Annotated in this window: 12 protein-coding genes; 6 read left to right on the plus strand and 6 right to left on the minus strand. The window is 67.8% G+C overall.

Annotated features, from left to right (window positions below; translation table 11 throughout):
- Positions 1 to 79 precede the first annotated feature (79 nt).
- The 3 genes from LIU39_RS18900 to LIU39_RS18910 all read right to left on the minus strand — a co-directional run bounded on the left by LIU39_RS18900 (position 80) and on the right by LIU39_RS18910 (position 3,242).
- Positions 80 to 1,357, minus strand: a complete 1,278-nt coding sequence (locus tag LIU39_RS18900; protein WP_227047935.1) for an MFS transporter — start codon at positions 1,355 to 1,357, stop codon at positions 80 to 82.
- 78 nt (positions 1,358 to 1,435) lie between these two features.
- Complete coding sequence (locus tag LIU39_RS18905; RefSeq protein WP_227047936.1) at positions 1,436 to 2,518, minus strand: inositol-3-phosphate synthase; 1,083 nt, start codon at positions 2,516 to 2,518, stop codon at positions 1,436 to 1,438.
- 46 nt (positions 2,519 to 2,564) lie between these two features.
- Positions 2,565 to 3,242, minus strand: coding sequence for a PadR family transcriptional regulator (locus LIU39_RS18910; protein WP_227047937.1), 678 nt, complete (start codon positions 3,240 to 3,242; stop codon positions 2,565 to 2,567).
- A gap of 361 nt (positions 3,243 to 3,603) precedes the next feature.
- On the opposite strand from LIU39_RS18910, the gene LIU39_RS18915 reads away from it, so the two are divergent.
- Positions 3,604 to 6,249 carry a transglycosylase domain-containing protein gene (locus LIU39_RS18915; RefSeq protein WP_227047938.1) on the plus strand — a complete coding sequence of 882 codons (2,646 nt, stop codon included), beginning with the start codon at positions 3,604 to 3,606 and terminating at the stop codon, positions 6,247 to 6,249.
- A 132-nt stretch (positions 6,250 to 6,381) separates the two neighbouring features.
- Positions 6,382 to 7,857 carry a glycosyltransferase family 87 protein gene (locus tag LIU39_RS18920; RefSeq protein ID WP_227047939.1) on the plus strand — a complete coding sequence of 492 codons (1,476 nt, stop codon included), beginning with the start codon at positions 6,382 to 6,384 and terminating at the stop codon, positions 7,855 to 7,857.
- Between the two features lie 95 nt (positions 7,858 to 7,952).
- Here LIU39_RS18920 and LIU39_RS18925 read toward each other — a convergent pair whose 3' ends face one another.
- From LIU39_RS18925 to LIU39_RS18935, 3 genes are all read right to left on the minus strand, one after another.
- The gene (locus tag LIU39_RS18925) at positions 7,953 to 8,984 is read right to left on the minus strand and encodes an alanine racemase (RefSeq protein ID WP_227047940.1); all 1,032 of its coding nucleotides are present in this window, start codon (positions 8,982 to 8,984) and stop codon (positions 7,953 to 7,955) included.
- A gap of 66 nt (positions 8,985 to 9,050) precedes the next feature.
- On the minus strand, positions 9,051 to 10,169 hold the full coding sequence (locus tag LIU39_RS18930; protein ID WP_227047941.1) for a lipid II:glycine glycyltransferase FemX: 1,119 nt from the start codon (positions 10,167 to 10,169) through the stop codon (positions 9,051 to 9,053).
- 173 nt (positions 10,170 to 10,342) lie between these two features.
- Complete coding sequence (locus LIU39_RS18935) at positions 10,343 to 10,657, minus strand: hypothetical protein (RefSeq protein WP_227047942.1); 315 nt, start codon at positions 10,655 to 10,657, stop codon at positions 10,343 to 10,345.
- 229 nt (positions 10,658 to 10,886) lie between these two features.
- Here LIU39_RS18935 and rpsF point away from each other — a divergent pair, with 229 nt between their 5' ends.
- The 4 genes from rpsF to rplI all read left to right on the plus strand — a co-directional run bounded on the left by rpsF (position 10,887) and on the right by rplI (position 12,664).
- On the plus strand, positions 10,887 to 11,177 hold the full coding sequence (gene rpsF, locus LIU39_RS18940; RefSeq protein ID WP_003978891.1) for a 30S ribosomal protein S6: 291 nt from the start codon (positions 10,887 to 10,889) through the stop codon (positions 11,175 to 11,177).
- Positions 11,178 to 11,258: 81 nt separating this feature from the next.
- Positions 11,259 to 11,858 (plus strand): single-stranded DNA-binding protein, encoded by a 600-nt coding sequence (locus LIU39_RS18945; protein ID WP_227047943.1) that lies wholly within the window; start codon positions 11,259 to 11,261, stop codon positions 11,856 to 11,858.
- 104 nt (positions 11,859 to 11,962) lie between these two features.
- A complete protein-coding gene (gene rpsR, locus LIU39_RS18950; RefSeq protein WP_003978893.1) occupies positions 11,963 to 12,199 on the plus strand; it encodes a 30S ribosomal protein S18 in 237 nt (78 codons plus the stop codon).
- Positions 12,200 to 12,217: 18 nt separating this feature from the next.
- Entirely contained in the window at positions 12,218 to 12,664 is a 447-nt protein-coding gene (gene rplI, locus LIU39_RS18955; RefSeq protein ID WP_227047944.1) for a 50S ribosomal protein L9, read from the plus strand.
- Positions 12,665 to 12,728: the final 64 nt, after the last annotated feature.

A 12,728-nucleotide genomic window follows, 5' to 3' on the forward strand; every position in this document is an offset into this window, starting at 1 on the left:
AGGTGTGTGCGGCGTGCGGATGACGCCCCCGCAAGGTTTCCGGTCGCGCGACGCTGTCGTAGCGGTTGTCGGCCTTGTGTCAGACGCCTGGGCGGCGCTGCACGACGCCCAGGCGGGCCATCCCCGCGAGCGTGGCTGCGTAGAGCCCGGACACCACGACCAGCAGTCCGACCGACTTCCCGTCCGGCGGCAGCATGAGGGCCGCGACCGCGGCGGCGCCGACGAAGGCAATGTTGTACAGCACGTCGTAGACGGCGAACACCCGGCCGCGGTAGGCGTCGTCGACCGTGTATTGGACCACTGTGTCGGTAGCGATCTTCGTGCCCTGGGTGCTGAGGCCGAGGACGAAGGCGGCGGCCAGCATCGGGCCCGGAGCGAACGGCAGCCCCAGAGCCGGCACCAGCACCGCGCCCAGGGCGGCGCAGCAGGCGATCCATCCGAACGGCGTGAGCCGGGCGATGGCCCAGGGGGTGACGAGCGCCGCGGCGAAGAAGCCCGCTCCCGAGACGCCGACGGTGACTCCGAGCAGCGCCAGCCCTTCGGGCTCGGTTGCGGACCAGGCGTAGCGGCACAGCATCAGCACCATGACCGTCAGAGCGCCGTAGCAGAACCGGACCATCGTCATCGCTATCAGCGCACGGGCCGGAACCTGCCGCTGCACGAGGTGCCGCAGGCCGTCATGCAGGCCCCGCGCGGTGCTCAACAGGGTTTCTTTCAGGCGGCCTTGAAGCTGTGACGGGTCCGGCCCGAGCAGGTCGGGTGCCATGCGCAGGGCGGTGAGGGACGAGCACAGGTAGAGGGCCGCGCTGAGCAGTACGACGAGCGCATCCGCTTGCGGCCCGGTGAGCCGGACCGCGAAGGCCAGCCCTCCGCCCGCCGTCGCGGCGAGCGTTCCGGCCGTGGGGGAAAGGGAGTTGGCCACCACCAGCTGTTCTTCACCCGCCACCACCCGGGGCAGCGCGGCGGAGAGCCCGGCCAGTACGAAGCGGTTCACGGCGGTGACGGACAGCGCCGATGCGTAGAACAGCCAGTCGGGGACGCCGATGAGGATCAGGGCGGCGGTCGCGGTGGCGAGGACGGTGCGCAGCAGATTGCCGCGGAGCAGTACCTGGCGTCGGCGCCAGCGGTCCAGCAGGACGCCGGTGAACGGGCCGAGCAGGGAGTACGGCAGCAGCAGGATCGCCATGGCGGAGGCGATGGCGGCGGGCGAGCTCTGCTTCTCCGGAGAGAAGACGACGAAGGTGGCGAGCGCCACCTGAAAGACGCCGTCGGCTGCTTGCGAGAGCAGCCGTGCGGTCAGGAGTGAACGGAAGTCGCGCAGCTGGAGTAATACGCGGAGATCGCGCACGGCAGGCATGGCGCACAGCCTCACACAGCCCGCGGGCCTCCGGGAGTCATATCCGGAGGCCCGCGGGGAGACGTGGGGACGGGTGCGTCAGCGCTCGACCTCGGCCTTGATGAACTTCTCGACGTTTTCGCGTGCCTCGTCGTCGAAGTACTGCACCGGGGGCGACTTCATGAAGTAGGAGGACGCGGAGAGGATCGGCCCGCCGATACCACGGTCCTTGGCGATCTTCGCGGCGCGCAGCGCGTCGATGATGACACCCGCGGAGTTGGGGGAGTCCCAGACCTCGAGCTTGTACTCAAGGTTCAGCGGTACATCGCCGAAGGCGCGGCCCTCAAGGCGGACGTACGCCCACTTGCGGTCGTCGAGCCAGGCCACGAAGTCGGAGGGCCCGATGTGGACGTTGTCCTCGCCCAGCTCGCGGTCCTTGATCTGGGAGGTGACGGCCTGCGTCTTGGAGATCTTCTTGGACTCCAGGCGCTCGCGCTCCAGCATGTTCTTGAAGTCCATGTTGCCGCCGACGTTCAGCTGCATCGTGCGGTCCAGGACGACGCCCCGGTCCTCGAAGAGCTTCGCCATCACACGGTGCGTGATGGTCGCGCCGACCTGCGACTTGATGTCGTCTCCGACGATCGGCACACCGGCCTCGGTGAACTTGTCCGCCCACTCCTTGGTGCCGGCGATGAAGACCGGAAGGGCGTTGACGAAGGCGACCTTGGCGTCGATGGCGCACTGGGCGTAGTACTTCGCGGCGTCCTCGGAGCCGACAGGGAGGTAGCAGACCAGGACGTCGACCTGCTTGTCCTTGAGGACCTGGACGATGTCGACCGGAGCCTGCTCGGACTCCTCGATCGTCATGCGGTAGTACTTGCCCAGACCGTCGAGGGTGTGGCCCCGCTGGACCGGCACATCGGCGTTCGGCACGTCGCAGATCTTGATGGTGTTGTTCTCGCTGGCGCCGATGGCGTCCGAGAGGTCGAGGCCGACCTTCTTGGCGTCGACATCGAAGGCGGCCACGAACTCGATGTCCCGCACGTGGTATTCGCCGAACTGCACGTGCATGAGACCGGGCACGCGAGTGTCCGGGTCGGCGTCCTTGTAGTACTCGACGCCCTGTACCAGCGAGGCGGCGCAGTTGCCCACGCCGACGATGGCTACGCGAACCGAACCCATTCCGGTTGCTCCCTGTGTGCTCGCTGAGGCCCTGCTGGGCAGGCCCTCATGTGGTGGTGTCATCGGACGGGTCCGGCCGGGTACCACCCCGGTGCCGGGGCAGGCCGCCCGTATCTCCTGACTGATCCTGCTTGTCCCGTGCTGCGGACTCCGGCGCGCGCTGATCGCGGCCGGAGCGTTCACTTTCGATGAGCTCGTTCAACCAACGGACCTCACGTTCCACGGATTCCATGCCGTGGCGCTGCAGTTCGAGGGTGTAGTCGTCCAGCCGCTCGCGGGTGCGGGCCAGTGAGGTGCGCATCTTTTCGAGGCGTTCCTCCAGCCGGCTGCGGCGGCCTTCCAGCACGCGCATCCGTACGTCCCGCGATGTCTGGCCGAAGAAGGCGAAGCGGACGCCGAAATGCTCGTCCTCCCACGCATCCGGCCCGGAGTGGGAGAGCAGTTCTTCGAAGTGCTCTTTCCCCGCCGTGGTCAATCGGTAGACGATCTTTGCCCGGCGTCCCGTCAGTGCCGCTGGTGCGCCCTCCGGGGCGCCGCCCGTCTCCTCGATGAGCCAGCCGGTCGCGACCAGCCCTTTGAGGCAGGGGTAGAGGGTGCCGTAGCTGAACGCACGGAAGACCCCGAGCGAGGTGTTGAGCCGTTTCCGCAGCTCGTAGCCGTGCATCGGGGACTCGCGCAGGAGGCCCAGGACGGCGAATTCGAGGATGCCGGAACGTCTGCTCATCCTCCGCCTCCTTGGCCTCGTGCGTTCTTTATGTCGTGCTGATGTATCGACTCGATACATCCAGACGATAGAACGACCACCAGGGTGGAACAAGGAAGGAGACGGTGAACGGCGTCACATCACCGATTCTTACTACCCAACCTGCCTGATTTGGAGTGAATTTCGACGGTGGGCAGGTTTTGGCCCTGCGTAGTCTGTGCGGCATGCAGACTGCCGGGAACCGAGGGCCTATACGTGGCGTCCCCGTCCTCGGTGCAGCGCGACCCGCGCGTCAGGAACGGGTCGTGCATCGGGGGGACCTGAAGCCAACTGCCGCCTTCAGGCGACGAGATAGCGCGCCTGCCCGAGGAGTAGCCGTTCCATGAGCGAGCACCGTCGCAAACCACCACAGCCGCAGGGTGGTGGACGCGCCGCGGCCCGACGTGCCGCACAGCAGTCATCGGGGCGGCGCGCATCGCCGTCACGCAGCACTGCTGATGACGCCACGTCCGTTTCCGCCGCGCACGGCCAGGAACGGCCGGCGGGCGGGCGGGCCGAAGCGCGCCGGGCCGCGCAGCGCGGAGGTCGCCGGCGGGCGCCCGAGACTGCGGGGGGATCTGGCGGGGGACGCGGCGGCCATGGCGGCCGAGGGCGTCGAACCGGTGGTGGGCCGGAGGGAGGACGTGGCCGCGGCCGTGGCGGGAGCGGCCCGGCGAAGAAGCGTCTCATCGACTACCCGCGGGCCAACAAGGTTGGCTGGCGGCGGTTCGTGCCGTCCTGGAAGCAGGTCACGGCGCTGTGCGTCGGCTTCATCGGCCTGATCGTCGGTGTCTCCGGCATAGCGCTCGCACTGGTGCAGGTACCTCTGGAGAGCGCCGCAGCGCGGCAGGAGAACAACGTCTACTACTGGGCCAACGGCGACATCATGGCCCGTGACGGCAAGACGAACCGTCAGATCGTGGACATCAGCGATATCCCGCGGTCGATGCAGAACGCGGCGATCTCCGCCGAGAACGCGTCGTTCGAGAAGGACTCCGGCGTGGACCCGAAGGGGATCTTGCGCGCCGTGGTCAAGATGGCCCAGGGCGGCGACACCCAGGGCGGTTCGACCATCACCCAGCAGTACGTCAAGAACGCCATGCTCTCGCAGGAGCAGACGCTCGACCGCAAGTTCAAAGAGCTCTTCATCTCCATCAAGGTCGGCGGGACGGTCCCGAAGCCCAAGATCCTCCAGGGCTACCTCAACACCAGCTACTACGGCCGGAACGCCTACGGCATCCAGGCCGCCGCGCAGGCGTACTACGGCAAGGACGCCAAGGACCTCAAGCCGGACGAGAGCGCCATGCTGGCCACCGTCCTCAAGGGCGCGGACCTCTACGACCCGGCCGGCGGCACCGGGCCGCACTCCACGCGGCAGGCCAACACCGCCCGCGCACAGTCGCGTTGGTCCTGGATCCTCGACCGTGAAGTCGAGGTCGGCCGCATGTCGAAGAGCGAGCGGGCCAAGTACAAGAAGTTTCCCCAGCCGCAGGAACCGAAGCCGGTGGCCAGTAAGGGCGGCCAGATCGGCTACCTGATGGACACCGCCAAGAAGTACGTGCTCAAGAACACCGACATCAGCGAGGCGGCCTTCGACAAGGGCGGCTACCAGATCCACACGACCTTCGAAAAGAAGAAGGTCGAGGATCTCGCCGCCTCGGTGAAGAAGGTCAACAAGCGCTATATCGATCCGGAGAAGCGGTCCAAGGACAAATACGTCCAGTTCGGTGGCGCCTCCGTGGTCCCCGGCACGGGCAAGATCGTCGCGCTCTACGGCGGTGAGGGCTACGACAAGGGCCACTTCAGCAACAACGCCGACACGTTCGGTGTGCCGGTCGGCTCGACGTGGAAGCCGTTCGTCCTCGCCGCCGCGATGAAGTACGGCACGAAGCACAGCGACGGCCAGGCGATCTCCCCCGACAGCCGCTACAACGGCAACGACCACCTCAAGGTGAAGGACGCGGACGGAAATTACGTCCTGAAGCAGGACGGCTCGCCCTTCTACCAAGTGAACGAGAGCAATCACCCCTGGGGCTACATCAGCCTCATGAAGGCGATGGAGCAGTCCGTCAACACCCCGTTCGTCCAGCTCGGTATGGACGTCGGGATGAAGAACGTCCGGGACATGGCCCAGGCGGCGGGCATCGCCGAGGCCAGCTTCGACAAAAACCTCAACCCGTCCTTCGCACTGGGTACTTCCACACCCAGCGCGATCCGCATGGCCAATGCCTATGCGACCTTCGCGAAGTCGGGCACCAAGGTCGAGCCGTATTCGGTGACCGAGGTGACACACAAGGGCGAGTCCGTCGATGGGCTGGACGCGCCGTCCAAGGAGTCGGCGATGGATCCCAACATCGCCAACAACGTCACCAAGGCTCTGGAGAACGTCATCCAGAACGGTACGGCGACGGAGGCGAAGAAGCTGGGCCGGCCGGCGGCCGGCAAGACCGGTACCACTGACGAGAACAAGTCGGCCTGGTTCGTCGGCTACACCCCGCAGCTCTCGACGGCCGTCACGATGTTCCGCGAGGACCCCAAGAATCCCCGCCAGCTCTCCATGAACGGCGTCGGTGGCTTCGACTCGATCCATGGTGGTGCCCTGCCGACCCAGGTATGGACCCAGTACATGATGCAGGCGGTAGCGGGCCAGCCCGTGCAGCAGTTCCCAGCCGCCGACCCGATCGGACAGCGCACGGACGAGGAGGGCATGCCGACGCCGACGCCGACGCCGACGCCGTCCGATAAGCCGTCCGATAAGCCGTCCGATAAGCCGTCCGATAAGCCGACGCCGTCGCACTCGCCGTCCCCCACTCCGACGGAGACCTGCGCGGACTGGGACATCAACTGCAAGAACCACGGGGGGACGACCGGCGATCCGGGTGGTGAGACCGGCGGCGATCCGGGCGGGGACGGCAGCCCGACACCCGACCCCGGCGGAACCGACAGCGGTGGCGGCTTCATCGCCGGCTCCAATGGGGAACGCCCCTGATGATCCCGCCCGGTTTCACGTGGAACAGCGTCTGTTTCACGTGAAACCGCGGAAACCCGAAGCCCCCGACCCGGCTCGACCGGGCGGGGGCTTCGCCGCGTTCTGCTCAGGAGCGTGCGGCAGGATGGGGCCATGACGAGCGTGCGACAGGACGAGTCCGTACGACCTACGCAACGAGACGAGGTGGCGGCGGGCGGGAGCGAGCTGATCGGAGGTCCGATCGGACGGCACGCCTTGCTCGGCATGAGCCGTCTGACGCCGGTACGGGTCATCGCGTTGGTCGCCCTCGGCATGTTCGCGCTCGGCATGGTGCAGAAGCTGCCCTGCTACAACGGCGGCTGGTTCTTCGGCGCCACGACCCAGTACACCCACGCCTGCTACTCCGACATCCCCCACCTCTACGCGGGGCGCGGCTTCGCCGACGGACTCATCCCGTACTTCAACCGGTTGCCCGGCGAAATGCAATACCTGGAGTACCCGGTGCTGACGGGGCTGTTCATGGAGGTCGCCTCCTGGATGACCCCGCACGGGGGCGGGATCCAGCAGCGTGAGCAGATCTACTGGCTGGTCAATGCCGGCATGCTGATGGTCTGCGCCGTCGTGATCGCCGTCTGTGTGGCCCGTACACACCGCCGGCGCCCGTGGGACGGATTGCTCGTTGCCCTGGCGCCCGCCTTCGTGCTCACCGCCACCGTCAACTGGGACCTGCTGGCCGTCGCGCTGACCGCCGCAGGAATGCTGATGTGGTCGCGCAGCCGTTCCCTGGCCGCCGGGGTGCTGATCGGGCTGGCCACCGCGGCGAAGCTGTACCCCGTTCTCCTGCTGGGGCCGCTGCTGATGCTCTGCTGGCGGTCCGGGGCCTGGCGCGCGTACGGGCGGTGCCTGACGGGGGCCGTGGCCGCGTGGCTGGTGGTGAATCTGCCCGTGATGATCGCGCACAACGGAGCCGGCTTTCATCTGCGCGAGGGATGGGCGAAGTTCTACACCTTCAGCCAGGAGCGCCCGATCGACTTCGGGTCGGTCTGGCTGCTGATCTCGCAGCGCACCGGCAACCCGCTGGAAGCCAATCTCTACGCGACGCTGCTGATGATCGTCGGCTGCGCGGGCCTGGGCCTGCTGACCCTCTACGCACCACGCCGGCCCCGCTTCGCGCAGCTCGCGTTCCTCGTCGTCGCGCTCTTCATCCTGACGAACAAGGTCTACTCGCCGCAGTACGTGCTGTGGCTCATCCCGCTGGCCGTGCTCGCCCGGCCGCGCTGGCGGGATTTCCTGATCTGGCAGGGCTGCGAGGTCATGTACTACCTCGGGATCTGGATGTACCTGGCCTACACGGGCAGCGGCGACAAGCATCAGGGCCTACCGCTGGAGGGCTACCAACTGGCCATCGTGCTGCACCTGCTGGGCACGCTCTACCTCTGCGCCGTCGTCCTCCGGGACATCCTGATGCCGGAACGCGACGTGGTCCGCAGGGACGGCGACGACGATCCGTCGGGCGGGGTCCTGGACCACGCGCCGGACGTCTTCGTGCTCGGGCGGGCGTACCACGTGCCACGGCACGCGGCGCACTTCGAAGGCCCGCCGGTCCGCTGGGGCGCCGTCCGGGAATGACTCCCGGACCTGCGGAACGACGAGGGGCCCGGCGCCCGCAGAGGAGTTCTGCGGGCACCGGGCCCCTTCCGGTCCGGGGGCGCCGGCCGATGGCGTCAGCGGTCGACGATGCGGTCGAACTGAGTGGTGGTGTGGCGCAGATGGGCCACCAGTTCCTCGCCGACCTGCGGCTCGGGTGCGTCACCCGGCACGAAAAGGATCGACACCTGCATGTGCGGGGGCTCCGCGAACCAGCGCTGCTTGCCGGCCCAGACATACGGTGCGAGATTCCGGTTGACGGTCGCGAGGCCCGCGCGGGCGACACCCTTCGCCCGCGGCATCACGCCGTGCAGCGCCTTGGGCGACTCCAGGCCGACACCGTGCGAGGTGCCGCCGGCCACCACGACCAAGTAGCCGTCGGACGCGGCCTTTTGCTGGCGATAGCCGAAGCGGTCGCCCTTCGCGACGCGGGTGACGTCGAGGACCGAGCCGCGGTACTCGGTGGCGTCGTGGTCGCCGAGCCACAGCCGGGTGCCGATCCGGGCGCGGAAGCGGGTCTGTGGGAACTGCTGCTGCAGACGGGCGAGTTCACCGGCCTTGAGGTGGCTGACGAACATCGTGTGCAGCGGGAGGCGGGCGGCGCGCAGGCGGTCCATCCAGCCGATGACCTCATCGACGGCGTCCGAACCGTCGGTGCGGTCCAGCGGCAGGTGGATCGCGAAACCCTCCAGCCGGACGTCCTCGATGGCGGTGGCCAGCTTCGGCAGGTCCTCCGGTGTGACACCGTGCCGCTTCATGCTGCTCATGACCTCGATGACGACCCGGGCACCGACCAGGCCGCCCACGCCTTCGACCGAGGAGACCGAGCGGATGGCGCGGTCGGGCAGCGGCACCGGCTCCTCGCCGTGCCGGAACGGGGTGAGGACGAGGAGGTCGCCGCTGAAGTAGTCCTTGATGCGGGCTGCTTCGTAGGTCGTGCCGACGGCGAGGATGTCGGAGCCCAGGCGGGTGGCCTCGTCGGCGAGGCGCTCATGGCCGAAGCCGTAACCGTTGCCTTTGCAGACCGGGACCAGCCCGGGGAACTGCTGGAGAACGCTCTGGTGATGCGCCCGCCAGCGCGCGGTGTCGACGTAGAGGGTGAGCGCCATGGCCGGGCCCGGAACCTTTCTCGTGGCTGGGGTTGTGACAGAGGGACGAACGGTGAGGTGGTGCGGTCAGCGGCGGGACATGTACATATCGAGAGCCTTGTGCAGCAGCTTGTTGAGCGGGAAGTCCCACTCGCCGAGGTACTCCGCTGCCTGCCCGCCCGTGCCGACCTTGAACTGGATCAGGCCGAAAAGGTGGTCGCTCTCGTCCAGCGAGTCGCTGATGCCGCGGAGGTCGTACACCGTGGCGCCGAGCGCGTAGGAGTCGCGCAGCATCCGCCACTGCATCGCGTTGGACGGCCGGACCTCGCGCTTGTGATTGGCCGAGGCGCCGTAGGAGTACCAGACGTGGCCCCCGACGATCAGCATCGTGGCGGCGGCCACGTTCTCGCCCTCGTGGCGGGCGAAGTAGAGCCGCATGCGGTTGGGGTCCTCGCTGTTGAGGGCCGTCCACATCCGCTGGAAATAGCCTAGCGGCCGCGGCCTGAAGTGGTCGCGCTCCGCGGTGACTTCGTACAGGCGCTGCCACTCGGCGAGGTCCTCGTAGCTGCCCTGGACCACCTCGACGCCGGCCTTCTCGGCCTTCTTGATGTTGCGGCGCCAGAGCTGGTTGAAGCCCTTGTGGACGTCCTCCAGGGAACGGTTGGCCAGCGGGACCTGGAAGACGTAGCGGGGCTGCACGTCACCGAATCCGGCGCCGCCGTCCTCGCCCTGCTGCCAGCCCATGCGGCGCAGCCGGTCGGAGACCTCGAATGCACGCGGCTCGATGTGCGTCGCCTCGACGTCCCGCAGGCGCTTGACGTCCGGGTTCTGGATGCCGGCCTTGATGGCGGTGGCATCCCAGCGGCGGATGATGACCGGCGGGCCCATCTTCACGGAGAACGCACCCTGCTGCTTGAGATGCGCGAGCATCGGCCGCAGCCACTCCTCCAGGTTCGGCGCGAACCAGTTGATCACCGGTCCCTCGGGGAGGTACGCCAGGTAGCGCTTGATCTTGGGGAGCTGGCGGTAGAGGACCAGGCCCGCACCGACCAGCTCGCCGGCGGCGTCGAACCATCCCAGGCTCTCCGAGCGCCACTCGGACTTGACGTCTGCCCAGGCCGGGACCTGCATGTGGCTCGCCGCGGGCAGGCTCTGGATGTATGCCAGATGCTGCTCTCGGCTGATGGTCCTCAGGGTCAGGCTCATGCGGGGCGCTCCTCGGCAGGTGTGTCCCCATGGTCGGGGCTCCGGCTCTCGCGCCGAAGCCTACTGGGGAGCGCTCCGTTCGGGCGTACGGGAGCCGGGCGCACGCCCGTCCCGTCATGGGGAGACGACGGCGCGGGCCGCGTCCGCCACCGGACGCGGCCCGCAGGAGATGCCTAGAAAACGCCGCCGAAGAGGCCGCCGTGCGCCAGGCCGAGGTAAAAGCCCATGGCGGATGCCCCGAGGCCGACGATCAGCAGGAAGCGTTCGCCCGTCGTCGACGAGATGAACTGGCCCCAGAGGCCCGTACCGATGCCGACCAGGCCGACCCAGGAACTCACGAGGTGCAAGCCGGGCGACAGCGTGGTGAAGACGGCGATGGCGCCGAGCACCACCGTCACCGCGGCGAGGGTGTTCTCGACTGGATGCGCCTTGCCGTCGCTGTTGAGCAGTGAGAGCAGATTCCGTTGGGGCCTTACTGCCTGTGCCATGCGGCACCTCCCATGACAGGGCGGCGAACTGTAACGCCGCTCACACCCGATGGGTTCCAGATTGAGGGGTCCTGCGGTCGGATTTCAACCGGAAGCACTCAGGCAGGTACTCTGTACGGTCTGCGCCCATGTCTGTCCGGATCCTCCGGCGGAGTCGGCGCGGAACGCATCACGACCCTCCTGCCACGGAACGACCGTGGCCGCTGAGTCCAAAGGAGGTGGGTTCCACATGCGTCACTACGAGGTGATGGTCATCCTCGACCCCGATCTCGAGGAGCGCGCTGTCTCCCCGCTGATCGAGAACTTCCTCTCCGTCGTCCGTGAGGGCAACGGAAAGGTCGAGAAGGTCGACACCTGGGGCCGTCGTCGTCTCTCGTACGAGATCAACAAGAAGCCCGAGGGCATCTACTCGGTCATCGACCTGCAGGCCGAGCCTGCGGTCGTCAAGGAGCTCGACCGTCAGATGAACCTGAACGAGTCGGTCCTCCGGACCAAGGTCCTCCGTCCCGAGACCCACTGAGCGCGTCAGCGTCAGCGGTAACCGGGTCCGAGCAGTAGCAACACCAGCAGCCAGCAGCACACCCGCCGAGAGGTTCCCCTAATGGCAGGCGAGACCGTCATCACGGTCGTCGGCAATCTTGTCGACGACCCCGAGCTGCGCTTCACCCCGTCCGGTGCGGCGGTCGCGAAGTTCCGCGTCGCGTCCACTCCCCGCACCTTCGACCGTCAGACCAATGAGTGGAAGGACGGCGAGAGCCTGTTCCTGACCTGCTCGGTGTGGCGTCAGGCGGCGGAGAACGTCGCCGAGTCCCTCACACGGGGCACCCGTGTCGTCGTGCAGGGCCGCCTGAAGCAGCGGTCGTACGAGGACCGCGAGGGCGTGAAGCGCACGGTCTACGAGCTCGACGTCGAGGAAGTGGGCGCGAGCCTCAAGAACGCCACGGCCAAGATCACCAAGACCAGCGGTCGCGGTGGTCAGGGTGGCGGCGGCTTCGGCGGCGGTCAGCAGGGCGGTGGCGGCCAGGGTGGCGGCGGCTGGGGCGGCGGCCCCGGCGGCGGTCAGCAGGGCGGCGGCGGGGCTCCCGCCGACGACCCGTGGGCGACCAGCGGTCCGGCCGGCGGCGGCCAGCAGCAGGGTGGCGGCGGCGGTGGCTGGGGCGGTAGCTCCGGCGGCGGCTACTCGGACGAGCCGCCCTTCTAGGTCCGTACGGCCGACTGCGTCTGTTTCACGTGAAACGGGCGCGTGCACCGGCCGGCGGCCTGAGGGCGTCAGCACAAACTTCTTGAACTCACTGGAGAGAGACAATGGCGAAGCCGCCTGCTCGCAAGCCTAAGAAGAAGGTTTGCGTGTTCTGCAAGGAGAAGATCTCCTACGTCGACTACAAGGACACGAACCTGCTGCGGAAGTTCATTTCCGACCGCGGCAAGATCCGTGCCCGCCGGGTCACCGGCAACTGCACTCAGCACCAGCGTGACGTCGCCACGGCTGTGAAGAACAGCCGTGAGATGGCGCTGCTGCCCTACACGTCCACCGCGCGATAAGGGAAGGGTGACCGAATCATGAAGATCATCCTCACCCACGAGGTCTCCGGCCTCGGCACCGCCGGCGACGTCGTTGACGTCAAGGACGGATACGCCCGTAACTACCTGGTCCCGCGTGGTTTCGCGATCCGCTGGACCAAGGGTGGCGAGAAGGACGTCGAGCAGATCCGTCGCGGTCGCAAGATCCGCGAGATCGCCACGATCGAGCAGGCCAACGAGGTCAAGGGCCAGCTTGAGGGCGTCAAGGTGAAGCTCGCGGTCCGTGCCGGCGACGCCGGCCGCCTGTTCGGCTCCGTCACCCCGGCCGACGTCGCCTCGGCGATCAAGGCCGCCGGTGGTCCGGACGTCGACAAGCGTCGTGTCGAGCTCGGCTCGCCGATCAAGAGCCTGGGCGCGCACCAGATCTCCGTGCGTCTGCACGCCGAGGTCGTCGCGAAGCTCGGCGTCGAGGTCGTCGCCGCGTAATCGCACCGCAGCACCACGCCGAAGGGCCGCATTCCGGAAACGGGATGCGGCCCTTCGCCGTTCC

It is taken from the genome of Streptomyces pinistramenti, from assembly GCF_020564935.1.
Taxonomy (GTDB): domain Bacteria; phylum Actinomycetota; class Actinomycetes; order Streptomycetales; family Streptomycetaceae; genus Streptomyces; species Streptomyces pinistramenti.